The 23,394-nt window shown below is 43.1% G+C and carries 22 protein-coding genes, 1 pseudogene and 1 other annotated feature; of the genes and pseudogenes, 9 read left to right on the forward strand and 14 right to left on the reverse strand.

Annotated features, from left to right (window positions below; all coding sequences use genetic code 11):
• Positions 1-22: 22 nt before the first annotated feature.
• The gene (locus ACUN2T_RS12790) at positions 23-559 is read right to left on the reverse strand and encodes a septation protein A (protein ID WP_445493409.1); all 537 of its coding nucleotides are present in this window, start codon (positions 557-559) and stop codon (positions 23-25) included.
• A 224-nt stretch (positions 560-783) separates the two neighbouring features.
• On the opposite strand from ACUN2T_RS12790, the gene ACUN2T_RS12795 reads away from it, so the two are divergent.
• A complete protein-coding gene (locus tag ACUN2T_RS12795) occupies positions 784-2,496 on the forward strand; it encodes a SulP family inorganic anion transporter (RefSeq protein ID WP_445493410.1) in 1,713 nt (570 codons plus the stop codon).
• 253 nt (positions 2,497-2,749) lie between these two features.
• Here the strand turns inward: ACUN2T_RS12795 and ACUN2T_RS12800 are convergent.
• The 3 genes and pseudogenes from ACUN2T_RS12800 to ACUN2T_RS12810 form a co-directional block, all read right to left on the reverse strand.
• Positions 2,750-2,954, reverse strand: a pseudogene (locus ACUN2T_RS12800) (type II toxin-antitoxin system RelE/ParE family toxin).
• 18 nt (positions 2,955-2,972) lie between these two features.
• Positions 2,973-3,176, reverse strand: coding sequence for a type II toxin-antitoxin system ParD family antitoxin (locus tag ACUN2T_RS12805; protein WP_445493411.1), 204 nt, complete (start codon positions 3,174-3,176; stop codon positions 2,973-2,975).
• 116 nt (positions 3,177-3,292) lie between these two features.
• Positions 3,293-3,733 carry a cupin domain-containing protein gene (locus tag ACUN2T_RS12810; RefSeq protein WP_445493412.1) on the reverse strand — a complete coding sequence of 147 codons (441 nt, stop codon included), beginning with the start codon at positions 3,731-3,733 and terminating at the stop codon, positions 3,293-3,295.
• 662 nt (positions 3,734-4,395) lie between these two features.
• Here ACUN2T_RS12810 and ACUN2T_RS12815 point away from each other — a divergent pair.
• Both ACUN2T_RS12815 and ACUN2T_RS12820 read left to right on the forward strand, forming a co-directional pair.
• Entirely contained in the window at positions 4,396-6,729 is a 2,334-nt protein-coding gene (locus ACUN2T_RS12815) for an amidase (RefSeq protein WP_445493413.1), read from the forward strand.
• A gap of 127 nt (positions 6,730-6,856) precedes the next feature.
• Entirely contained in the window at positions 6,857-7,399 is a 543-nt protein-coding gene (locus ACUN2T_RS12820) for an Ail/Lom family outer membrane beta-barrel protein (protein WP_445493414.1), read from the forward strand.
• Positions 7,400-7,528: 129 nt separating this feature from the next.
• Here ACUN2T_RS12820 and ACUN2T_RS12825 read toward each other — a convergent pair whose 3' ends face one another.
• On the reverse strand, positions 7,529-8,305 hold the full coding sequence (locus ACUN2T_RS12825; protein WP_445493415.1) for a YciC family protein: 777 nt from the start codon (positions 8,303-8,305) through the stop codon (positions 7,529-7,531).
• A gap of 429 nt (positions 8,306-8,734) precedes the next feature.
• On the opposite strand from ACUN2T_RS12825, the gene ompW reads away from it, so the two are divergent.
• Positions 8,735-9,376, forward strand: a complete 642-nt coding sequence (gene ompW, locus ACUN2T_RS12830) for an outer membrane protein OmpW (RefSeq protein WP_445493416.1) — start codon at positions 8,735-8,737, stop codon at positions 9,374-9,376.
• Positions 9,377-9,450: 74 nt separating this feature from the next.
• Here the strand turns inward: ompW and trpA are convergent, their stop codons facing one another.
• From trpA to ACUN2T_RS12860, 6 genes are read right to left on the reverse strand one after another with little or no spacing between them, the layout of a single operon-like run.
• Positions 9,451-10,257, reverse strand: a complete 807-nt coding sequence (gene trpA / locus ACUN2T_RS12835) for a tryptophan synthase subunit alpha (protein WP_445493417.1) — start codon at positions 10,255-10,257, stop codon at positions 9,451-9,453.
• Positions 10,257-11,447 (reverse strand): tryptophan synthase subunit beta, encoded by a 1,191-nt coding sequence (gene trpB / locus ACUN2T_RS12840; RefSeq protein ID WP_445493418.1) that lies wholly within the window; start codon positions 11,445-11,447, stop codon positions 10,257-10,259. Before trpB ends, trpA begins: the two co-directional genes overlap by 1 nt.
• A gap of 34 nt (positions 11,448-11,481) precedes the next feature.
• Positions 11,482-12,846, reverse strand: a complete 1,365-nt coding sequence (gene trpCF / locus ACUN2T_RS12845; RefSeq protein WP_445497871.1) for a bifunctional indole-3-glycerol-phosphate synthase TrpC/phosphoribosylanthranilate isomerase TrpF — start codon at positions 12,844-12,846, stop codon at positions 11,482-11,484.
• Between the two features lie 2 nt (positions 12,847-12,848).
• Complete coding sequence (trpD, locus tag ACUN2T_RS12850) at positions 12,849-13,847, reverse strand: anthranilate phosphoribosyltransferase (RefSeq protein WP_445493419.1); 999 nt, start codon at positions 13,845-13,847, stop codon at positions 12,849-12,851.
• Between the two features lie 15 nt (positions 13,848-13,862).
• Complete coding sequence (locus tag ACUN2T_RS12855; RefSeq protein ID WP_445493420.1) at positions 13,863-14,441, reverse strand: glutamine amidotransferase-related protein; 579 nt, start codon at positions 14,439-14,441, stop codon at positions 13,863-13,865.
• Positions 14,441-16,027, reverse strand: coding sequence for an anthranilate synthase component 1 (locus ACUN2T_RS12860; protein WP_445493421.1), 1,587 nt, complete (start codon positions 16,025-16,027; stop codon positions 14,441-14,443). Before ACUN2T_RS12860 ends, ACUN2T_RS12855 begins: the two co-directional genes overlap by 1 nt.
• A 28-nt stretch (positions 16,028-16,055) precedes the next feature.
• Positions 16,056-16,157, reverse strand: a sequence feature (Trp leader region).
• Between the two features lie 551 nt (positions 16,158-16,708).
• Here ACUN2T_RS12860 and ACUN2T_RS12865 point away from each other — a divergent pair.
• The 4 genes from ACUN2T_RS12865 (at position 16,709) to rluB (ending at position 20,116) form a co-directional block, all read left to right on the forward strand.
• Positions 16,709-17,044: a hypothetical protein gene (locus ACUN2T_RS12865; RefSeq protein WP_445493422.1), complete on the forward strand. Its 336-nt coding sequence runs from the start codon at positions 16,709-16,711 to the stop codon at positions 17,042-17,044.
• Between the two features lie 115 nt (positions 17,045-17,159).
• Positions 17,160-18,020, forward strand: a complete 861-nt coding sequence (gene rnm, locus ACUN2T_RS12870; RefSeq protein WP_445493423.1) for an RNase RNM — start codon at positions 17,160-17,162, stop codon at positions 18,018-18,020.
• Between the two features lie 27 nt (positions 18,021-18,047).
• A complete protein-coding gene (locus ACUN2T_RS12875) occupies positions 18,048-18,668 on the forward strand; it encodes an L-threonylcarbamoyladenylate synthase (protein WP_445493424.1) in 621 nt (206 codons plus the stop codon).
• 515 nt (positions 18,669-19,183) lie between these two features.
• Complete coding sequence (gene rluB / locus ACUN2T_RS12880; protein WP_445493425.1) at positions 19,184-20,116, forward strand: 23S rRNA pseudouridine(2605) synthase RluB; 933 nt, start codon at positions 19,184-19,186, stop codon at positions 20,114-20,116.
• Positions 20,117-20,173: 57 nt separating this feature from the next.
• On the opposite strand, the gene cobO is transcribed toward rluB, so the two are convergent.
• Both cobO and ACUN2T_RS12890 read right to left on the reverse strand, forming a co-directional pair.
• Complete coding sequence (gene cobO, locus ACUN2T_RS12885) at positions 20,174-20,770, reverse strand: cob(I)yrinic acid a,c-diamide adenosyltransferase (RefSeq protein ID WP_445493426.1); 597 nt, start codon at positions 20,768-20,770, stop codon at positions 20,174-20,176.
• Positions 20,770-21,534: a YciK family oxidoreductase gene (locus ACUN2T_RS12890; protein WP_445493427.1), complete on the reverse strand. Its 765-nt coding sequence runs from the start codon at positions 21,532-21,534 to the stop codon at positions 20,770-20,772. Before ACUN2T_RS12890 ends, cobO begins: the two co-directional genes overlap by 1 nt.
• A gap of 198 nt (positions 21,535-21,732) precedes the next feature.
• Here ACUN2T_RS12890 and sohB point away from each other — a divergent pair, with 198 nt between their 5' ends.
• The gene (gene sohB / locus ACUN2T_RS12895) at positions 21,733-22,779 is read left to right on the forward strand and encodes a protease SohB (protein ID WP_445493428.1); all 1,047 of its coding nucleotides are present in this window, start codon (positions 21,733-21,735) and stop codon (positions 22,777-22,779) included.
• 323 nt (positions 22,780-23,102) lie between these two features.
• Here sohB and ACUN2T_RS12900 read toward each other — a convergent pair whose 3' ends face one another.
• Complete coding sequence (locus ACUN2T_RS12900; protein ID WP_445493429.1) at positions 23,103-23,228, reverse strand: DUF2498 family protein; 126 nt, start codon at positions 23,226-23,228, stop codon at positions 23,103-23,105.
• Between the last annotated feature and the right edge of the window lie 166 nt (positions 23,229-23,394).

A 23,394-nucleotide genomic window follows, 5' to 3' on the forward strand; every position in this document is an offset into this window, starting at 1 on the left:
ACAGGTATCCATTTGAATAGGGTTATTTCTGTTCGCGTGGCAAGTAACGATAAATATAGACTACACTGAGCACGGTGAAAACCAGGGTTAAGGCAGTCAGGCCAAATACTTTAAAGTTAACCCAAACATCTTGTGGTAACCAGAAAGCGACATAAATATTGGCGAGCGCACAGGCAATAAAAAACAGCGCCCATGCCATATTGAGTTTATTCCAGACAAAATCCGGTAAAACCAGCTCTTTTCCTAGCATTTTCTGAATAAGTGGTTTTTTCATGAACCATTGGCTGACGAGCAAGGCTAATGCGAATAAGGCATAGATTGCGGTGACTTTCCACTTAATAAAGAGATCGCTGTGGAAAGCTAAGGTCAGAGTGCCGAAAACCGTAACCATGATAAATGTGATCAGAGAAGATTTCTCTACTTTCCGGTAGATGAAGTAAGTTATTGCTACAGCTAAACCGGTGGCGGCGATCAGTGCCCCGGAAGCATAGAAAATGTCATACATTTTGTATACAACAAAAAATACGACTAAAGGGAGAAAGTCTAAAAGTTGTTTCATGTTTGAACCTATCGTAATTCCGGCATCTGACGCTATCCGATTTTGGTGATTGAATATACTAAGCGGCACAGTATGGCTTTATTTATCGATAAATAAAGATTTTTATCGATCTGTTTCGCACAATTTTACCATAAAGAGCGGCGTAATTAACTTCCTGTTGTCAGTGAACAGATAACGCAGCATTATAGCTAAAACCCGTTGAAAAATAAGAGGGCATAAACCAGATGCAGTGGAAAAAACTACAGCGTTGGATGCCAGGGCTGGGCAATTTTTCTCATTATCGCAAAGAGTGGTTTAGTCATGATTTAAGGGCTGGGTTTTCTGTGGCCGCAGTAGCTCTGCCGGTTGCTATTGCTTACGCTGAATTAATGGGAATAAATGCAATTATCGGCCTCTACGCATGTATCTTGCCAATGTTCACTTATGCGTTATTTGGCACTTCAAGACAGTTGATTGTCGGGCCGGATGCAGCAACGTGTGCCGTCATTGCGGCAGCAGTTGCGCCCTTGGTTTTTGGTAATGAAGATGTACGTTGGCAGCTTACGATCGCGATGACGTTAATGACAGGAATATGGTGTATTCTCGCGAGTCATTTTCGATTAGGTGCATTGGCTGATTTTCTTTCAAGACCGATCCTTAAAGGATTAATGAACGGTGTGGCATTGACAATCATTGTAGATCAGTTGGCTAAAGTCTTTGGCTTTGCCGGCGTACCTGTTGGATTAATTGAACGGGTGATCGCATTACCTGCCAAACTACTGAGTACGCATTTACCGACATTGGCAATGTCGGTTGCGACGATATTGATTTTGCTGACTGTACGTTTCTTGCGCCCGGCTTGGCCGGGGCCCTTGTTGGCAATGGTATTAACGACGTATGTAAGCTGGCAATTTGGGCTTGAAAAATACGGTATTCAGATTGTTGGCAGTGTCAGCGGAGGGGGATTGCCTGTTGTGCCAATGCCTGATTTCCAACCTGGAATTATGCGTGATCTGGTTATCCCATCCCTGAACCTTGCTGTTATCAGTTTTGTCAGTTTTATGATGACGGCCCGTAGTTTTGCCAATAAAAACGGCTATCAGATTGATGCGGATTCTGAACTTAGGGCCTTAGGTATTGCGAATATCGCTTCTGCTTTATCTCAAGGGTTTGCTGTCAGTGCTGCCAGCAGCCGAACTGCGGTTAATGATGCTATTGGTGGGAAAACACAATTGGTTTCTGTGATTGCCGCTGTGGTTATCTTGCTGGTTTTGTTATTCATGACGGGTTTCCTGGCGCATATTCCATTGTCATCTCTTGGTGTAGTGCTGATTTATTCGGCATCATCACTGTTGAATTTACGGGGGATCTGGTCACTGCGGAAACGAAATCGTCAGGCATTTACTTTATCACTGTTTACACTGATTTCAGTGTTGGTGGTGGGTTTGATTAACGGTGTTGGTTTTGCTGTTCTGCTTGGCTTATTGCAGTTTTTGCGTATTGTCTTCCGCCCGACAGATCAGCTTTTGGGCGTTAATGAGCAAGGGATGATCCATTCCATTAACCAAGGCAATGAGATTAGACCGCTAGACGGTGTGATGATGTACCGGTTTAACTCCCCATTGACTTATTTCAATGTCAGTTATTTTAAAAAACGGGTGTTGCAGCATGTAGACAGGGCGAAAAAACGTCCGGGTTGGTTGGTTGTTGATGCGGCTGTGAGCTTTACCTATGACGATGTGAGTGTTTTTGCGGCTATTGATGAACTGATTACTGAATTGAAAGTAAAAGGTGTCACACTGGTGCTCGCTGGCCGACGGACAGAACTTACCCGCTGGATAAAACAAAATAAACTGAGAAGCAGTGATGACGATCTAGTTGTGGTGCCCGATCTCTATTTCGCTGTACGAATGATTCAAAGTAAGCCCGAATGGTACTCTAATTACATCAAAAGATAATGATTCATATATCTACCGGTGATGGGAATATATAAAGAACATAAGTATGACTCCCTGTGTCAGATTTGTGCCACTTGTATCTGGCTGTTCCTGCAAGTGGCTGCACAAACTTGCAGAGTAAAAAATAAAAATCCCTAGAGAGGGAGAATTGTAGGGGGTGATAGACGAAAGATCGGCGCGGGATTCGCATAACGCTATATAATATTGAACAATGGAGTGACATTTTAAACTTGGAATAACAATCACCGTAAACTTATTCTGGAAAGTCGAGTATATCAACGTCTATCGACTGGTGAATGACGCGTGAAATGAAGATGTCGTTATCCTGCAACATGTAGTAGATGGAATGTTTCTTGAACTCGAAGCGGCGCACACCTAGCCTGGTTTTGACCAAACTGCTGTATCGTATAAGCAATATGAAATATGTCTTCATCAGCCAACTTGGAAAACTTATACATTTAAGTCCTTCGCTGCCATTACAAAATATTTTTGCTGACAGGGGAATTCAGGCCAGCCAGCGCCATTTCACGAACATTCTGAATACACTGCTCGCGAGCCTCCATCAGGCGCAAAGCATCGCGGACAACTTCGGATATGTTGCCATAAAGACCAGATTGGATCATATCACCAACGAACCCGTTGAAGTGCTCACCAAGGGTAACACTAGTTACTCGTGCCATAAACCCGCCGGACCGACACGATGCAGTTCGGGCGGGTTTTGAATGACCTGAACACCGAGTTTATCTGTGCCAACAGCTCTCAGGTTAAAGGTCGTGTCGAGGTGCCTGAGTGATTTTTACTCAACGGGTTTAGAAAGAGGGATACCTTTTTGCCCTGCGTAGAAGACCACGAGAGTAACACCTTCTTTGCCTGTGTAACCGAGATGAGTGCTGTCAACCATCTCGGATAACACCTCTCCCGCCTTTATAAGACGTTTTTCACCACTGGATTTTTTCTCTGCTGTTAACACCCCGTTCAGCACGTAAGCTACATTAGGTATCGGGTGCTCATGCCAGGTAAGGCTGGTATTTGGAGCAATAGTAATTTTGAGAACTGAAAGTTGAGGAGTACCTTTAGGATATCCCTGATAAGGCACGCCATCCCAAGACTTTTCAGTTTCAAGCAATTTTTCAACGTTAATACCAGCAGTATTGCTGCTATGTGCTTGAGTGAAAAACGGAGCAATGAGGAAAGCAAAAGATGTAAAGACTGATAAAGTTTGAATAGATAGCCGCATATGGGATTCCTTGTGAATAAATTGGATAGGTGACCTGTGGCACAACCCCCAATTCTGTAAACTTTGAGGGTGAAACCGAGTTCAGTCATCCCGCCAAAAATGTTGTTTCAGGTGAAACTCTAATATCTTTGCCATCGCTTTCACATTAATTTGTCCGTTGTTTTTCTTGAAGTTGTACTGTTGTGGTCAATAAGGTCGGCCTGCGCATCGGGTGTTTAGCGATAGTTTGGTCAATGATCCCTGGGAACGTCGATAATGCCTTCAGCGATACCCTGAGCCAGCATTTCTATCAGTTTAACGACTAAAAGCGCAATTCAGTTTACAACTATTTTGTCCGCCCACAGCTTAATGAGTGCAAAATATACCGTCTAACTGTGCAGAATTGGTTATCGTGCTACAGATTCAAAGGAAAAATGGGTAAATTGAATAAATTGCAGTCGTATTCATGACGCTAGTTGTGTCAAAATTTTTCAATAGAGGAAATGCAATTGTCGCTTCATTTATCGAGCGGATAGGTGAAATTTATTGCGTACGGCGTCATCAGGTATGTGTTCTTAGCAAAATAAGCTAACTAATAGTTATATAAATTAAAGTAAAAATAACTTATTTATCTATTAAAAAATTAACGGATCCTTGCGTTCATCCATTATTGGAGATTAATTATGGAGTTAGAAAGTATAACTGCCGTTCAGTCAGGTCGACCTATTACATGTAATGCCTGGTTGTTCTGGTTAAGGAAGTTTACCGGGAGCATACCCAACAGCGTATTAGTAGTGATGGGTTCATTATTCATGAGCGTGGTATTCATGCCAACTACTGATGCATCCAACACGCGGATTTTTTCGTTGCAAGAAGCAACCATCAAACAGATGCAGCAAGCGATGGAGGCTGGTGCGTTGTCGAGTGTCGAATTGACGACAATGTACCTGAACCGAGTATATGCCTATGATCTCAATGGTATAAAATTGAACTCCATTCCTGTCTTAAATCCAAGAGTGCTTGAGGAGGCTGCGGAGGCAGACCGTCTACGGTCTGAAGGCATTATACTCGGACCTCTTCACGGGATCCCTTACACTGTTAAGGATAGCTATATGGTTGCAGGTCTCACCGTAGCGGCGGGATCACCCGCCTTCAAAAAGCTGATGGCAAAAGATGATGCTTTCACGGTTAAAAAGATTCGGGAGTCTGGTGGGGTTCTCATCGGAAAGACAAACATGCCTCCGATGGCAGCTGGTGGTATGCAGCGAGGTGTTTATGGTCGTGCGGAAAGTCCCTACAACGCTGACTATCTTACGGCTGCATGGTCTTCCGGTTCATCGAACGGTTCGGCTACTGCAACGGCGGCAAATTTTGCGGCCTTCGGTATGGGGGAAGAAACCGTGTCGTCTGGTCGTTCACCTGCTTCTAATAATGCTCTGGTGGCCTATACGCCTTCACGTGGATTGATCTCAATCCGAGGCAATTGGCCTCTGTACCCTATACGTGATGTGGTTGTCCCGCATACACGTACTGTTGAGGATATGCTTCGAGTCCTGGATGTGGTAGTGGTTGATGATCCGATCACAGAAGGAGACCTCTGGCGTCATCAGAAGGTTGTCAAACTACCTGCTGTGACTTCAGTACGCCCTAAAACCTATCTTGAACTCAGGGACACACATTCGCTGAAGGGACGAAGAGTTGGCGTTCCAAAGATGTACATTGGCAAAGATTTTGGTGGAAGTGATCCCGTTCGCGTCAGGCCGTCTATCATTGAACTTTGGGATAAGGCTGCTGCCGACCTTCGTGCGCTTGGCGCTGATGTGATTGAAATCGATTTCCCACTCCAGAATAATTATGAGGGGGACCGTGCAGGTACTAGAACAATGGAAGAGCGCGGACTTATTCCGCTCGACTGGATGGCGTTGGAGTTTAACTACATAAATTCCTATGTGGACGAAGAGTTCCTCAAGAGTGTAGGAGACCCGAATTTCCCTTCTTGGACTAATATTGACCCGGAGACAGTATTTCCGAACCCGCCAGCATCCGTCGATGCGTGTCGCGGATTTAATCGAAATTCGGATTATAAATTGCTCATCGACACAATTAAAGCTGGGATCCAGCCCATCGAGACACTACCGGGTTTTGCGACTATGCTCCGTGGCCTCGAAGAAACGCGAAAGATAGACCTTGAGAACTGGATGAAGGCGGAGAAGCTTGATCTCATTGTTTTTCCCGCAAACGGCAACATCGGTAAGGCTAACGCAGATGTTAATGATGTCTCGTACGAAGAAGCATTGCAGAACGGTAACTTTTACTCGAACACCAACTATGTTCTCCGTCACTTGGGTATCCCAAGTGTTTCAGTGAGCATGGGGACCATGAAGGACACGGGTATTCCTGTTAACTTAACATTCATTGGCCCAGCTTACAGCGATAACGATCTTCTTCGGTACGCATACGCTTATGAATTCGCCACCAATAACAGAACTATAGCACCCCGGGTTCCCCCATTGGCCGACGAAATACTGGACTACTCAGACGGAAAAACAGTACCACCGGTGCAACGTACAGATAAGCTGCCCCCGGTGTTAGTATTGAATGCATCTCTTGCTGGTACTACGCTTACAATTTCTGGTACGGCGAAGGACAGCAGTAAAATTGTGACAACGCGTGTTTATGTTAATGGGATAAAGATACCATTTGATGGCGATTTGGTTAACTGGCAGGCGAAAGTTGACACCAAAAAATACTACAACATCACAGCATTAGCTACCGAAGCCCTTTTCGTGGTTGTTATGTCTAAAGACGAATATGGTAATACAGCTGTGGCAACCAAAAGTATCAAATTGCCGGTAAGCGAGAGTAAAGCGGCAGTACAGATCGGCGACGGGACTACGTCATCATCTGTACGCCCGCCAGCAGTCATACCTGTGTGTATACCTGGCGTCTCTATGGGCAAGAATGCCCGCGCCTCAATGAGTTCTGCTAAAAAAGAGAAATACGACGCTAATACTTAGTTTTTTACTTTATTAAACGGGAAGTTAACAATAAACGGAATTTTGTTGTTTTTTATATGGTTACTGATAAATAATACCTTTCCGTAATTATTTTTTTCTATATTTTGTACAATTTTAGGGATTTTCAATGAAAAGAACACTGGTAGCTTCAGTGGTGGCTGTTGGTTTATCTGTATTCGCATTTGCAGCAAATGCGAGCGGTGAAAGTACAATTTCTGGTGGCTATGCTCAGAGTCATGCAAAGTTTAACGGTGAAAAGACTGATGATAACCCAAAGGGCTTCAACTTAAAGTACCGCTACGAATTGGATAATAATTTGGGTGTTATTAGCTCACTTACATATACATATTTAGGTTACGATTATTATCGTGGTGGCAGAAAAGTAGCTGAATCTGATATGGATTATTTTTCCCTGATGGCGGGCCCTACATATCGTTTTAATGAATATGTTAGCGTATACGGTATGGTGGGTGCTGCACATGGAAAGGTTAAGAACTCAGATTATGTTGATTCAATAAGTGGCAGTAAGAGTAAAACATCTGTCAGCTACGGATTGGGATTACAGTTTGACCCTATGCCAAATTGGACTATCGATACATCTTATGAATATTCAAAATTGGATGAGCTTAAGATAGGTACTTGGGTAGTTGGCGTAGGTTATCGGTTCTAATCGAAATTTGCTAATTAGCTACTTCTTTCTACAGAAATTCCCTGTCGTGTGGCAGGGGATATAAACTGGCTTATTCTGTATTCACTGTCAACCCCATAGCTTTTATCGCTATGGGGTTTGTTTGAACAGCTATTTTATATTCATTTTTTGTTGTGAAGAGGCAACCAGCATATATAACCTGAACAGATAAATTAGCAGAATGGCTGAGATCAGGTTATTAAACACACCAAGCATGATTCCCGCCATCTCACTATGAATGAATGTCAGACGATCAATAATAAACACCAGTAAGAGCTTTGCGGTCAGCCACAACAGAATGGCCGGAACCAGCAAGCGAATATTGGCAAATGCCAGTTTCCAACTTATTTTCATTGAAGCAAAAATACCACAACGTTCAGTGGTCATAATCACGGGTGATAAAGCCAGGGCGATAGACAAAATAATGCCGGGTACCAGCATCAGCATCAAACCAAGTTGAATCAGCAAGGTGCAGATAAGCAGTAGCAGGAACAGTTTTGGTAATTGGCTTGCTGATAAACCAATTGCCTGTAATGAAGAAATACGATTTCCCGCTGAAACTGCCGTGACCAACGTCAATACACCACCAACCAGCAGCACATTGCCAATCATACTGGAGAAAATAGTTCCTATCCCTGCTCGCATGATCATTGACTGTTGCTCTGGGGTCATTTGGGACACCATATCCTGAATACCTGCTTTACCTGAAGTTGCAAAAGTGAATTCTGCTTCTGTCAGCAGCTTCATCTGTTCACTATCAGGGATAAACAGGTGCCCCAATAGGGTAGTCACCAGAGCCGCTAGAACGGCCAGAGTCAGAGTACTTAACAGTTGATTTTTGAAAAAGTTAAAACTGTCACGGTACAGGGTATTCGCCGTGATTGGCATGAAGACAGCTCCTATCAGGTTAAACAATAATACACAGCGGTTAATTGTACTCTGTTATGGATAGATGTGGATAGCTGAAAGGAGATTATGCGGATAAATTAGTGATTGACTGCAATTGTTGATAAGAGGAAAAAGTCCTTTATGTTATCTTTCTAATATGAAAATAAACATAAATTTAACTTTGTTAAAACATAATAAAAATATAATCAGATAAAATATTTGAATTAACATATAAATATAAAAAATATCCAATTAATTAATAACAAATATTGATTTGTGTCAATTTAAAATAATTCCTGTTTGAAATAATAATATCGTAAATATACGATTTTTATTAAATTATTTAAAAGATGTGATCTATCTTGGATCATGATTTTAAATATATAGCTATATTTTTATTGACTTTAAATCACAGGAATGGAATGAATAATGAAAAAACTTTCTGCATTTGTATTAGCAGCGGCAACTTTAGCACCATCGTTCGCTTTTGCTCATGAAGCGGGTGATTTTCTTTTCCGCACGGGTACTGCAACAGTAAGGCCTAATACGGGGTCTGATAATGTATTAGGGGTAGGCTCTCTTAGTGCAGATAATAATACCCAGATGGGTTTAACCTTCGGTTATATGATTACCGATAATATTGGTATTGAATTACTCGCTGGGACACCTTTCCAGCACCAGGTCAGTTTACCGGGTGCTGGTAATATTGCCAAAATAAAGAGTCTGCCACCGACATTAATGGCGCAATACTATTTCGGCTCTAAAGAAAGTAATTTCCGCCCTTATATTGGTGTTGGTTTGAACTATACCACTTTCTTTAACGAAAAATTCAATGGTAATGATGCTGTTAAAGGCAATAATTTACACAGTCTGGATCTGAAAGATTCCTGGGGTGTTGCCGGGCATGTTGGTTTAGATTTTGAGTTAGATCAGAACTGGATGTTAAACGCGTCTGTATGGTGGGTGAACATTGAAACTGACGTGAAATTCAAAGCAGGTGACCAGAGCCATAAAGTTGATACCCGGCTTGATCCGTGGGTATTTATGTTTGGTGTCGGTTATCACTTCTGATAAGGATCGCGTTTGTTTTAATCATAACTTGTTTGATATGAAAAAATGGGGCAGATTTTGCCCCATTTTTTATGCTAACGTTGCGTTGCAGATTTCATTTTTGATACAAATTCAGTGAGTTTTTTCAGCATTATTTCTGGTTGAGAAAGATTTTCTTCAATAATTTTGATTACGGCAGATCCGGAAATTGCACCAGCTGCACCATTTGCTAACGTTTCTTTTATCTGTGTAGGTTCTGAAATACCAAATCCCTGTAATGGTGGTGAAGCATGATATTCCCGCAACTTATTGACCAAATGATTTAAAGGATGTTCAGCGCGTCGTTCTGTGCCGGTAACGCCTGCTCGGGATAATAAATAGGTATATCCCCGGCCATAAGAGGCGATTTCACGTAATAATTCATCTTCCGCATTCGGAGGGCAAATAAAGATAGGGGCAATACCATATTTCATCGCTGCGGTACGGAATGGCCGTGATTCTGATACAGGAACATCTGCAACTAATACAGAATCAACATCTGCGTCTTTGCAGCGGCGATAAAACTCGTCTATGCCATTGTGAAAAATCAGGTTGGCATACATCAATAAACCAATGGGAATATCAGGATATTTTGTCCGAATTTTTGCCAATAGTTCAAAACAAAGAGTGGGGGTAACATTTGAGGAGAAAGCACGCAGATTGGCATTCTGAATTGTCGGGCCATCAGCCAGCGGATCAGAAAAAGGAATACTTAACTCAAGGGCATCAGCACCACCTGCAATCAGTGCGTCGATAATTTCCAATGATAATGCCGGGTTTGGATCACCTAGTGTGACAAAGGGGACGAAAGCACCTTGCTTACGGTTTGCCAATTGTTTAAATAGCTGTTCATAACGTTCCATCAGATTTCCCCCCTGGATTTTAAAATATCATGGACAGTAAATATGTCTTTATCACCGCGACCGGATAGATTGACGATCAGTAATTGCTCTTTATCAGGCGCTTGATGGATCATTTTCAAAGCATAAGCCAACGCATGAGAGGATTCGAGAGCTGGAATAATGCCTTCCTCACGAGAAAGTGTTTTGAATGCCGCTAACGCTTCATCATCAGTGATGGAAAAATAGTCAGCCCGGCCAATACTGTTCAGATAGGCATGTTGAGGGCCGACAGAAGGGAAATCCAGGCCGGCTGAAATAGAGTAAGACTCTTCAATCTGGCCTTCATCTGTCTGCATCATGGGTGATTTCATACCAAAATAGATACCTAATTCGCCATGTTTCAGTGGGGCGCCATGTTTGCCCGTTTCGATACCGTGTCCCGCGGGTTCAATACCAATCAAGCGTACTGATGTTTCAGGAATAAACTCGGCAAACATGCCAATGGCATTGGAGCCACCACCAACGCAGGCCAGCACAGCATCAGGCAGACGCCCCTCTTTTGCCAGAATCTGGGATTTGGCTTCTTCGCCAATCATACGTTGGAACTCCCGAACGATGGTTGGATAGGGATGTGGGCCAGCGGCGGTACCTAACAAATAGTGAGCCTTATCATAGCTGCCAGACCAGTCACGCAGTGCTTCATTGCAGGCATCTTTTAGAGTTGCAGAGCCGCTGTAGACCGGGATAACTTCGGCTCCCATCAGACGCATGCGGAAGACATTAGGGGATTGGCGTTCCACATCTTTAGCGCCCATATAAATGCGGCATTTCATATTTAAAAGTGCACAGGTAAGGGCTGTTGCCACACCATGCTGGCCGGCACCGGTTTCCGCAATAATTTCATTTTTGCCCATGCGTTTCGCCAGTAATGCCTGACCCAGTACCTGATTGGTTTTATGAGCGCCGCCGTGTAATAGATCTTCTCGTTTCAGATAAAGGCGGGTTTTAGTGCCTTTAGTCAAATTACGGCATAGAGTTAATGCCGTTGGTCTGCCTGCATAGTTTTTCAGTAGATCCTGAAATTCTTGCTGGAATTCAGGATCTTGTTGAGCATCAATAAATGCCGCTTCTAATTGTTCAAGGGCGGGAATAAGGATCTGTGGCACAAATTGTCCACCGAAATCACCAAAATAGGGGTTAAGTTTACTCATTATTCTGTTTGTCCATTAATCAAAGAATCGCTGTTTATTGGTAGCTACGTAGACGCTGAAACACTTTGCTTAATTTATGGCTGCTTTTAATACCCGGTGCGCTTTCAACACCAGAGTTAAAATCAAGCCCGCAACAGCCATATTTTGCTGCCTGTTGGCAATTTTCTTCATTTAATCCACCTGCCAACATCACATTGTCGAGTGATTGTTTTTCAAGTAATTGCCAGTCGAAACTTTTGCAGGTTCCGCCTTGGCCATTATCAAGCAGATACCGATCAATATTTCCGGTTTTAGCGTGAAATGAATCTTTCGACATATCAATCGCTTTCCAAATTTGGCAGTTTTCAGGCAATAATTTCCGCAGTTCTTCAATATAAACTTCGCCTTCTGCCCCATGTAATTGCACCGCTGCGAGAGACAGAGTACGGGCGGTATGATTGATAAATGCAGATGATTGATTTTGAAATACCCCCACATATTTGAGAGCAGCCGCATTGATGATTTGTTGAGCTTGTTCGATATTAATTCTACGCAGAGAATGCTCAACAAATATCAAACCACCATAAACAGCCCCTGCTTGTAATGCCGCTTTAGCATCTTGTGGACGGGTCAATCCACAGACTTTATTTTCTCCCAGAATCAGTTGACGTAATGCCAGATCCAGATTGGACTGGGACATCAAAGCGCTACCAATTAGAAAACCTTTGGCGTAATGGCTGAGTTCACGAATTTGCTGATGTTGGTGGATACCTGACTCGCTGATAACAATCGTTCCTTCCGGTAACTGTGGTGCAAGTTGTCTGGTGCGGTTTAAATCTATAGAAAGATCTCTGAGATCACGGTTATTGATACCGATGATTTTGGCTTTTAATGTGATAGCTCTGATCCGTTCTTTTTCTGAACTCACCTCAGTCAGTATTCCCATATTTAAACGATGAGCAAGTTCAGACAGCATAATATATTGTTGATCGTCAAGAACGGACAGCATCAGCAGAATTGCATCTGCCTGATAATAACGAGCGAGATAAACTTGATAAGGATCGATAATAAAATCTTTGCACAATACCGGCTGATGAACAGCATCACTCACCAGCCGGAGAAAATCATAGCTGCCTTGAAAATATTTTTTATCCGTTAATACTGAAATTGCGGCAGCATAAGGTTGATAAGTTTTTGCTATCTGGATGGGATCAAAATCCTGGCGGATAAGTCCTTTTGAAGGCGATGCCTTTTTACACTCCAGAATAAAAACAGTCTGTTCACTGTTCAGCGCCTGATAAAAACTACGCTGGCTGGCAACAATAGAATCAATAAAGCTTTCCAAAGGTTGTTGTTGCTTACGCTTAATCAGATATTCGGCTTTGTCATTAACAATTTTCTGTAAAACGGTAGGTTGCATCATTAACTCCTTGCGGCAAGTGCGGTGACTCGTTCATAAGCCAGACCACTGTGAATGGTTTCAAGAGCTTGTTGAGTGTTATGACGTAAATTTTCTTGTCCATGAATTTTCATCAGCAGGGCAACATTAGCGGCAACGGCATCAGCATGGGTTTTCTTACCCCGGCCCTGTAACAATAAACTGAGGATTTCACGGTTTTCTTCCGGTGCCCCCCCCTTTAATGCCGATATTGGATGGCTTTGTAAACCAAAATCTTCAGCATTTAATTGATAATGGGCAATTTCTCCATCATTAAGTTCTGCAACGATGGTTGGTGCATGCAGGGCAACTTCATCCATTCCACCACTGTGAACAACTGCTGCTCGTTGATAGCCCAAGACTTGCAAGGTACGGGCAATGGGCCCAACTAGCTCAGGGCTGTAAACGCCAATTAATGCCAACGGCGGACGGGCAGGATTAATCAGAGGGCCTAATACATTGAACAGCGTCCGGGTTTTCAGTTGCTGACGTACAGGTATCGCATGGCGGAATCCAATATGATATTGCGGCGCAAACAGAAAACAGATGCCGATTTCATCCAAGGCGCTACGGGCACATTCTGCGCTGATATCAAGCGTTATACCAAATGCCGCCAGCAAATCAGATGAACCGGAACGGCTGGAAACACTGCGGTTACCATGTTTGGCAACTTTAATATGACAAGCTGCTGCGACAAATGCACTGGCGGTTGAAATATTGATGCTGTTAGTACCATCGCCCCCTGTTCCGACAATATCGCAGAACGTGTAGTCCGGCCTCGGAAATGGCAGGGCATTTGCTAGTAACGCCTGTGCGGCACCGGCGATCTCCTGTGGCTGCTCCCCGCGCAATTTCATACTGATAAGGACCGCCGCGAGTTGTGACTCACTTAATTTTCCTTGAATTATGGCGGAAAACAGTTGCTGACTTTCTTGTTGTGTCAGTATCTGCGCACTGAACAATTTGTCGAAAATAGACTGCATTTTTATACCTCCTTTTTAATTCAGTGCCCAGGCCAGAGTTTGTTCGAGTAATCTGGTGCCATGTGTTGTGAGAATAGATTCTGGATGGAACTGGAACCCGCAAACCTTATGTTTGTCGTGGCGAACCGCCATAACAGTGTCGCCACAACGGGCAGAAATCGTCAATTCAGATGGAATTCTGCAACCCGACAAAGAGTGATAACGGGCAACGGGCAAAGGATTTTCCAGATCAGCGAACATAGCCTGATTATCATGTTTTGCCAAAGAGGCTTTGCCGTGCAGGATTTCATCAGCGGCAGATATGTTTCCACCATAGGCTTCAATAATTGCCTGATGGCCAAGACAGATGCCGATCACCGGAATTTTGCCGATTATTTTTTCAAGTAATTCAGGCATACAGCCCGCATCAGAAGGTTTACCTGGCCCCGGTGAAAGCATCAGTAACGGTGAAAGCAGTACTTTGAATTGCTGCATAATGATGTCAGTTGCAACGGTATTGCGATAGATAACAACCTGATGACCTTTATTGCGTAATTGATCGACGAGGTTATAGGTGAATGAATCCACGTTATCGAGCAGGAGAATATTCGCCATCAGAAAATCTCCTCTGCCTGATGTGCTTCAGCAATTGCATGAATGACGGCTCTTGCTTTGTTGCAAGTTTCTTCAGCTTCTGCCAAAGGAACGGAATCCAAGACTACGCCAGCGCCAGCCTGAATCGTCGCTATGCCATCTTCCACGTAAGCGGAGCGGATGACGATACAATTATCCATATCACCTTTGCCGGTGAAATAACCGACAGCGCCACCGTAGCTGCCACGACGTTCATTTTCGTAATGGGCGATAAGTTGCATTGCCCGAACTTTCGGTGCACCGGTAAGTGTCCCCATATTCATACAAGCTTGATAAGCATGGAAAATATCCAAGTCATGGCGTAATGTCCCGACCACACGGGAAACCAGATGCATGACAAAAGAGTAACGATCGACTTTTGTCAAATCAGCGACATAGCGGCTGCCGGGTTCACAAATACGGGCCAAATCGTTACGAGCTAAATCAACCAGCATCAAGTGTTCAGCTAATTCTTTGTTATCTGTACGCATCTCCAGCTCAGTTCGGCTGTCCAGATCCGCATCCAACTCTCCGGCAGCATTGCGCCCACGGGGACGTGTGCCGGCGATAGGATAAATCTCAATTTGACGATTAGACGTATCATATTTCAGTGCGCTTTCAGGGGAAGCGCCGAACAGACAGAAGTCTTTATCCTGCATAAAAAACATATAAGGACTTGGATTGCGTTGTTTAAGTTTTTGATAAGCATTAAGCGGTGCTGGGCATGGCAGAGAAAAGCGCCGTGATGGAACTACCTGAAAAATATCTCCCTGGCGGATGTATTGTTGCAATTGTGTCACTATTTCTGCATATGTCTTGTCATCTTGATTGCATGAAACTTTCATTGTCGGTAGAGAGATTTTTTTCACTGGTTGCTTGGGTTCTGTGATGAGTTCCGCTAATGTTTTTAATCGTTGCTTGAGACGTTGTTGTTCTTCTGGCGAATGACTAAAGAGGCTGATTTGCAGGCGTGCATTTTTATTTTGATGGTCGATCACCATTAAAGTTTCTGCCAGATAAAAACAGAAATCAGGACAACGTTGAACGGTTTTCACTGTGGGTAACGGCTCAAATCCGGCGACCAGGTCGTAGGAGAAAAGGCCGCCAACGAATATTGCTTCTGCATTGTCTTGTGATGGTAATTCGTATTGTGATGGCAATTCTGCCAGAGAAAGAAGGGCTCGTAGTGCATCAAATACAGATATGGCTTTCAGGCGACTATCTTCATCTATCATATTGTGATTGATTGGTGGAAAGATCAATTGAAGAGAATCGTGTGTCATTTCAGATTGGACGTTGCTGGGAAATTTTTTGACCAAAACCGGTAATAAATTTTGGCCATTTTCTGTCAAGGCGTCAAAAGTGACCTGATTGCCGTTTGCGCTGATACGCAAAGCACTGTCGATGATTAACAGGCTTCTCAAGCTTTTTTTACTGTTAATTTCCGCAGATTCCAGCAATAACGTTGCCGATCGCTTACTACAGAGTTGATTGAATAGCTGTGCAGGATCGGACTGATAAGTTGTTTCCTGCTCAATGACTGTGAATTTTGGTTGTTTATCCGTCATTTTTTCGTCCTGATTATGAATTATGCATATAAAAAAACCCGCCTTTTTTGGCGGGTTTTGGTAATTTGGCACTGTTGATTTATGTGCGTGACCATGCCGCCCTTAATGGGAAGTTGTGCCACCAACGGATAGATATCATAAATACAGTCATTTTCAGTGCCTCTTTCGCATTAAATATAGATAATATTGCCATTTCTCTCGTACTAGTAAACTGGAACGATGTTGGTGTGTCAAGAATTTTATGAAAAAAATTCTATTAAATTTTTGTCGATTGGTTGGGTAATAGAAGACCTTAATATTAATGAATTTATTATTTTACTGTCATAAATAACTAATATTATCATTTTATGATATCGCTATTATGCATATTTAATAATATTAAACATGTCAATTTGATTTCATTAAAAACAGCATTTATCTGTAGTAAATTTTGGTTAAAAAAATGATTGGCTGGATTTTTATTGAGTCAATAGATAAATGGCGAGAATAGGTAATCAATTTTTATAGCTGCATATGAAAAAAGAGGTTTAACTGATATTACTATGAGAAGTAATATTCAACGCTCTGACATATTGTGTTATTTAAAATTTACATCTTGATACAGTTAAACGATGTTGCACTTATTATGTGAATCTACCTCTGAATACTTATAGAACTGATTGGTGCCAATATGATGCCCGCTTGGATGGTAAAAATGAAGAGGAGAGTGATCGGGGAAGAGGATTTGACTTAAGCATTATCAATATCACCGCCTATGATAAGTTAATCTTCAGCTTCTTGGGTATTTACGGTGACACTGGTGTTAAAGGAAAGAAGATCAAGGAAGTTGCAGAGGGTTGGAATAGCCAGAGTGACATCAAAATTACTGAAAGTCATATTGTTCCTCTTGATCCTTATGGTGATTTAGGTACTGCCCGCAATGTGGGATTACCTAAGGAAAGTGCTAATACGGATATTCATTCCGGGACATTTCTGCCTTATAGAAAGAAGTATGAAATTTCTTACCTCTTAAAATGATAATATTCAGCCCTGTATTTTAGGGCTGAATACAGTTCTTTTCTATAAAACATCGCCATTTACCGTTAAGCTAGCCGGTCGTATGTTCTAATCTATTCGAGCAGGAAAAGGAATAATGACAAATTCGACCACTGACTTGGTGACAATTTATGATCTTCATAGCCATACGACAGCATCGGATGGTTCACTTTCACCATCAGAGTTGGTTGAACGGGCGGTGGCAATGGGAGTCAATGTATTGGCAGTGACTGATCATGATACGACAGATGCTATTTCTCTGGCCCATGAACATATCTGCAATCATCATCTGCCCTTGAAATTAATACCCGGTGTTGAAATATCTACCCTGTGGGAAAATATGGAGATTCACATTGTGGGTCTGAATATAGATATTCAGGCAGCTGCAATGACTGAATTGTTGGGCAAACAGGCTGAACTCAGGAAAGAGCGCGGAATTAAAATAGGTCACAGGCTGGCAAAGGCGGGTATTCCCGATGCTTGGGCAGGAGCAAGTCAGTTAGCAAATGGTGGTCAGGTGACGCGGAGCCATTTTGCCCGCTATTTAATAGAAATCGGTAAAGAGCCGACTATTGCGAAAGTATTTAAGAAGTATCTGGCAAAGGGAAAAACCGGATACGTTCCACCGCAATGGTGTACAATTGAACAAGCTATTGATGTCATTCATCAATCAGGCGGACAGGCAGTGATTGCACATCCGGGGCGATATGATTTATCTGCCAAATGGTTGAAACGTTTGATTGTCTGGTTTAAGCAACATGGTGGTGATGCAATGGAGGTTGCACAGTGTCGGCAGGCGCCTAATGAGCGGAAACATCTCGGTCAATTGTCACGGGAGTATGATTTGATGGCATCGTTAGGTTCTGATTTTCACCAGCCTTGTTCATGGATAGAGTTAGGGCGTAAATTGTGGTTACCCGGTGATGTGGTACCAATATGGCGCAACTGGTCACTGTAGGGGCTGCATAAAATTAAGAGGTAATTTATGAGCCAGTTTTTTTATATTCATCCTGATAATCCGCAGCCACGCTTAATAGGGCAAAGTGTGGATGTGTTCAAAAAAGGTGGGGTCGTGGTTTATCCAACTGATTCCGGTTATGCGATTGGTTGCCGTCTGGAAGATAAAGATTCGATGACTCGGATATGTCGTATTCGTCAGTTGGACAGTAATCATAATTTCACCTTAATGTGTCGTGACTTATCAGAGATATCGACCTATGCTTATGTTGATAATTCGGCTTTTCGACTGATTAAGAATAATACGCCAGGTAATTACACCTTTATTTTACGGGCGACCAAAGAAGTGCCTCGTCGTTTAATGAATGATAAGCGGAAAACCATTGGGCTGCGTGTTCCATCGAATCCAATTGCGTTGGCTCTTCTTGAACAAGTGGGTGAACCACTGATGTCTACCAGTCTCATTTTACCGGGGAATGATTTTGCTGAATCTGATCCGGAAGAGATTAAAGATAATTTGGGTAAATTGGTTGATCTGATTATTCACGGTGGTTATTTAGGACAGCAGCCTACAACGGTAATTGATTTGACTGAGGATACGCCGGTTGTAATACGTGAAGGTGCCGGGAATGTAACGCCATTTTTATAGGTTAAGCAGTAATTATTTTTAGTGTCTATATAAAGCCAGTATATTATACACTGGCTTTATATTTTTTTATTGAATTGAAATTTCGCGTATTCAACTATTAAATGCAACACTTGCCTATGCAGCCTGGCGTATTTCATCAAAGACGACTTTAGGCTGCCTAAGAAAAACGAATGAGAAGGGAACTAAATGCCTGAGGTGTGATCAGATCTTTTACCACAAAGCCGCTCACGGGAGTCCTCAGTTTTCAAAAGCAACATTATCAAAATAAGATTTATTTTTCCTATAGAAAAACAAACTCATTTTTCGGTGTGAGTGATAATCAGGCATATTTATTAGAATCATTGATTCCAAAATTAGTGTAGAATGCCCGGCCACGGACTGGAGTGTATGACCTGTTTTCTAACACTCCATGTTAAAAAATTGATTAAAATCAATTTGTTATAATTTTTTTCTAATGTGACGTATTGATTGATATATAACACGACGCCTGTGAAGGCGACAGCAGAGGTTGCTCAATGAGCGGTAAGACACAAAAATCTGAAAAGTTACAGAAAATTCTCGCGCGTTCCGGCCACGGTTCCCGTCGCGAAGTAGAAGGTTATATTCAACAGGGGCGCGTCAGTGTTGACGGCAAGATTGCCACTTTAGGTGATCGCATTGAAGTTCAGCCCTCCACAAAAATCCGCCTTGATGGCCGGATATTAAATATCAAAGAACCACAAAAAGAGGTTTGCCGTGTTCTGGCTTATTACAAACCAGAAGGTGAACTTTGCACCCGCCATGATCCAGAAGGGCGGCCAACCGTTTTTGATCGTCTGCCTAAGCTACTGGGTTCCCGCTGGATAGCGGTTGGGCGTTTGGATGTGAATACCTGTGGTTTGTTGCTGTTTACCACGGATGGTGAGTTGGCGAACCGTTTGATGCATCCAAGTCGGGAAGTTGAGCGCGAATATGCTGTTCGTGTTTTTGGCGAAGTTGATGATGCCAAACTGAAACAACTGACTAAGGGAATTCAACTGGAAGATGGTCCGGCATCATTCTGTACTGTCGCGTTCAAAGGCGGTGAAGGAATGAACCAGTGGTATAACGTCACGCTGACAGAAGGACGCAACCGTGAGGTTCGTCGTCTTTGGGAGGCTGTGGGTGTACAGGTAAGCCGCCTTATTCGTGTGCGTTATGGTGATATTAGTTTGCCAAAAGGTTTACCACGCGGCGGCTGGACAGAACTTGGTCTGGAGCAGACTAACTATTTGCGCCAATTAGTGGGTTTGAATGAAGAGATGGTTTCCAAAGTGGCAGTTGAACGTGATCAACGCCGTCTTAAAGCTAACCAAATCCGCCGTGCGGTTAAACGTCATACTCAGGGGACATCACGTCCATCGGCAGGAAAGCGTCCGGGTAGCTCCCGTCAGAACACGGGGCGTCTAACTGCACCAAAAGGTCGTTAATTTCTATTTCTATGGGCTTTGCTGGCCTCGTGTAATCACGGGGCCTTTTTCCTTTTTTTACCAGTCGATGCCTTTCTGTGCCTTAATGCCGGCATCAAAAGCATGTTTTATCGGGCGCATCTCTGTGACGGTATCGGCCATTTCCAATAACTCACGGTGGCAACCACGACCGGTAATAATAACGGATTGGTGTTCTGGCCGGTGTTTCAGGGCGGTAATAACCTCTTCAAGAGGAAGATAGCCGTAACTCACCATATAAGTCAGTTCGTCCAGTACAACCAGATCTAAATCAGGATCAGCCAGCATCTCTAGCGCATGACGCCATACCTGATGGCAGGCTACGGTGTCTGTTTCCCGGCTTTGGGTTTCCCAGGTAAAACCTGTCGCCATAACATGGAAATTCACACCATGCTGTTCCAGCAGGTTTTTCTCGCCATTCTCCCATTGACCTTTTATAAATTGGATAACACCGGCACGTAGCCCATGACCTACCGCACGGGTCACTGTGCCAAAAGCCGCAGTGGTTTTGCCTTTACCATTGCCAGTAAAAACGATGAAAATTCCCCGCTCTAACTGGGCGGCTTCAATACGGGAATCCACTTTTTCTTTCAGGCGTTGTTGCCTTTTTTGGTGCTGGTTGTCATTGATTGTCATTATTCGGCTGGTCCTGCTTTGCGTCCGGGTTGCGCATCAAAACTGATGCCTGTTTTACGCAGACTGTCGCTGCCCATGAGATAAAGATACAGCGGCATAATATCCGCCGGTGTTTTCAGTTTAGCAGAATTTTCGTTAGGGAATGCGTTGGCACGCATATTTGTGCGTGTGCCACCAGGGTTGATGCAATTAACGCGTAAAGAGCTGTGTTTATATTCTTCCGCTAAAACTTGCATCATGCCTTCGGTCGCAAATTTAGATGCAGAATAAGCTCCCCAACCACTACGACCTTCACGGCCAACGCTTGAACTGGTAAAGATTAATGATCCATGGGGGGATTTCAATAATAGCGGAAGCAATGCTTGAGTTAACATAAAGGTTGCATTGACGTTGATTTGCATAACATCGTGCCATAACTGAACCGGCTGTTCTGCCATTGGCGCGACGGCACCCAGTAATCCGGCGTTATGCAATACACCATCCAGACGCGGATAATGTTTCGTTAAATCGTCAGCGAATGTTTTACATCCTTCGGCTGTGATAGTGAGTAGATCCATGGTGTAAATAACGACAGGGGCGCCACCTGCTTGTTCTATCTCTTTTTTGACGGCTTCCAGTTTGTGCGTGGTTCTGCCAAGTAAGATCATTTGTGCTCCATAACGGGCATAAGTCAAAGCCACTTCACGACCAATCCCATCTCCAGCGCCTGTAACCAGAATAATACGTTGCTGTAGGAGGTCATGTTTAGGTTGGTAATGTAACATTTGAAGATTTCCTGTTATTGATAGAGCGATTTGTTACCGCCGGAGGCAGTTCAGGCTATCAAAACAGAAATTGATATATTGAGTCAAATTTGTAAAGGCTGATTGCTTAAGAAGTAAATGGTGAAACATTGCAGGCGTTAATATCTGTTTTTAGTTAGAATGAAAAATATTAATTATCAGAAGACAAAGGTGGGTTTTGTGGAGTATTTATCTCTTTACGGGTTGTTTTTAGCCAAAGTAATAACGCTGGTGTTGGCCGTTATTGCCTTGGCTATATTTGGCATTGGTGTGGGAATGCGGAAATCTTCGCCAAAAGGTGAGTTGAAACTGACAGATCTTGGTGAATCATACCGGAATAAACAGCGTCAAATGCAGCAGGCTCGCATGACCGAAGCCGAAAGAAAAATCTGGCAGAAAGAGTTTAATAAACAGCAAAAGCTTGAATCCAAGCAGAAGAAGAGTGAGGCTAAGACAGGGCAGAAAGGATTACAGAAGCCTTGTCTCTATGTGCTGGATTTTAAAGGCAGTATGGATGCACATGAAGTGGATTCACTACGTGAAGAGATTAGCGCGATTCTGGCAGTGGCAGATGCAAAAGATGAAGTCTTACTGCGTCTTGAAAGCCCCGGTGGAATGGTTCATGGTTACGGACTTGCCGCTTCCCAGCTTGGCCGTCTGCGTCAGAAAGGTGTCCGCTTGACGGTCGTCGTAGATAAAGTGGCTGCCAGTGGTGGCTATATGATGGCTTGTGTTGCTGATCGTATTGTTGCCGCGCCATTTGCCATTATTGGTTCTATTGGGGTGGTCGCTCAGATCCCAAATATTCATAAGTTATTGAAGAAAAATGATATTGATGTAGAACTGCATACGGCTGGTGAATATAAACGTACATTGACTTTTTTAGGGGAGAATACAGAGCAAGGCCGGAAAAAATTCCAGGAAGACCTCAATCAGACTCACGAATTGTTCAAAGCGTTTATTCATACACATCGTCCATTGCTTGATGTGGAAAGTGTCGCTACAGGCGAATATTGGTATGGCACACAGGCGAAAGAAAAAGGGTTGATTGACGAAATTGGTGTCAGTGATGATCTGTTAATTACTCAAATAGATCACTGTGAAGTGATTGGTGTCAGTTATACACGCCGTAAACGCATGGTAGAGCGTTTCACTGGTAGCGCAATGGAAGGTATTGATAAACTGCTATTACGCTGGTGGCAGAGAGGAGAAAAGCCTTTGCTTTGATTAAAATACCACAGCTTTGAATGAATAATCTTGGCGTACCCGAAACAGCGTTCTTTTCTTAACGCTCAGGGGCGCCTTGGTATCGTGTCTGTTAACAGCCCGGCTGGTACGCTGATTGAACCGTGCCGAGTTCATTTTTCCGTTTATCGTCAAGATGCTATTTCCCTGAAAAACCAGATATTTTGATGGCGGGGGTTTTCTCTGATCTTCCCCTGAAAATTAGATAACCTTTAAAGTTGATAGTGCAAAGTGTTTTATATACCCGGCAGGTATATTTTCAGATGATTTTTATATCTGCCTATTCGTTGCCCTATAAATTTTTGTTACTCATTTTCGAGATAATATTCACCTCGGAATACCAATACATCCCCTTTTTGGGCTACATCGTCTACGTGTATGCCCTGAATAAAATCCTTATGTTGGCGGGTAATACGGTTGGCTTTTTCCAATAATTGTTTACGTTTAATCGGTGCCGCTCCCTTTTGCGTTTCTCAGACCTTATCAAAAATAATTTGTTGCGCATCATTTTTTATCAGGTAAAGTGTGAACTTTTCGTCATGTAGATGGAAGATTTTGTTTACGATTCGCTTCATTCATTTGCATAGCTCATGGGCG

It is taken from the genome of Photorhabdus machadonis (genome assembly GCF_052657765.1).

What these genes read in the sequence shown, in the direction of transcription:
- ACUN2T_RS12810 (WP_445493412.1), bottom strand. Translation starts at nt 3,733, where the DNA reads ATGCGGCTATCTATTCAAACTTTATCAGTCTTTACATCTTTTGCTTTC.
- trpB (WP_445493418.1), bottom strand. Translation starts at nt 11,447, where the DNA reads ATGAGTAAACTTAACCCCTATTTTGGTGATTTCGGTGGACAATTTGTG.
- rluB (WP_445493425.1), top strand. Translation starts at nt 19,184, where the DNA reads ATGAGCGGTAAGACACAAAAATCTGAAAAGTTACAGAAAATTCTCGCG.
- trpCF (WP_445497871.1), bottom strand. Translation starts at nt 12,846, where the DNA reads ATGCAACCTACCGTTTTACAGAAAATTGTTAATGACAAAGCCGAATAT.
- ACUN2T_RS12790 (WP_445493409.1), bottom strand. Translation starts at nt 559, where the DNA reads ATGAAACAACTTTTAGACTTTCTCCCTTTAGTCGTATTTTTTGTTGTA.
- trpA (WP_445493417.1), bottom strand. Translation starts at nt 10,257, where the DNA reads ATGGAACGTTATGAACAGCTATTTAAACAATTGGCAAACCGTAAGCAA.
- ACUN2T_RS12860 (WP_445493421.1), bottom strand. Translation starts at nt 16,027, where the DNA reads ATGACGGATAAACAACCAAAATTCACAGTCATTGAGCAGGAAACAACT.
- ACUN2T_RS12805 (WP_445493411.1), bottom strand. Translation starts at nt 3,176, where the DNA reads ATGGCACGAGTAACTAGTGTTACCCTTGGTGAGCACTTCAACGGGTTC.
- rnm (WP_445493423.1), top strand. Translation starts at nt 17,160, where the DNA reads ATGACAAATTCGACCACTGACTTGGTGACAATTTATGATCTTCATAGC.
- ACUN2T_RS12890 (WP_445493427.1), bottom strand. Translation starts at nt 21,534, where the DNA reads ATGTTACATTACCAACCTAAACATGACCTCCTACAGCAACGTATTATT.
- ACUN2T_RS12855 (WP_445493420.1), bottom strand. Translation starts at nt 14,441, where the DNA reads ATGGCGAATATTCTCCTGCTCGATAACGTGGATTCATTCACCTATAAC.
- ompW (WP_445493416.1), top strand. Translation starts at nt 8,735, where the DNA reads ATGAAAAAACTTTCTGCATTTGTATTAGCAGCGGCAACTTTAGCACCA.
- cobO (WP_445493426.1), bottom strand. Translation starts at nt 20,770, where the DNA reads ATGACAATCAATGACAACCAGCACCAAAAAAGGCAACAACGCCTGAAA.
- ACUN2T_RS12825 (WP_445493415.1), bottom strand. Translation starts at nt 8,305, where the DNA reads ATGCCAATCACGGCGAATACCCTGTACCGTGACAGTTTTAACTTTTTC.
- trpD (WP_445493419.1), bottom strand. Translation starts at nt 13,847, where the DNA reads ATGCAGTCTATTTTCGACAAATTGTTCAGTGCGCAGATACTGACACAA.
- ACUN2T_RS12820 (WP_445493414.1), top strand. Translation starts at nt 6,857, where the DNA reads ATGAAAAGAACACTGGTAGCTTCAGTGGTGGCTGTTGGTTTATCTGTA.
- ACUN2T_RS12795 (WP_445493410.1), top strand. Translation starts at nt 784, where the DNA reads ATGCAGTGGAAAAAACTACAGCGTTGGATGCCAGGGCTGGGCAATTTT.
- ACUN2T_RS12875 (WP_445493424.1), top strand. Translation starts at nt 18,048, where the DNA reads ATGAGCCAGTTTTTTTATATTCATCCTGATAATCCGCAGCCACGCTTA.
- ACUN2T_RS12815 (WP_445493413.1), top strand. Translation starts at nt 4,396, where the DNA reads ATGGAGTTAGAAAGTATAACTGCCGTTCAGTCAGGTCGACCTATTACA.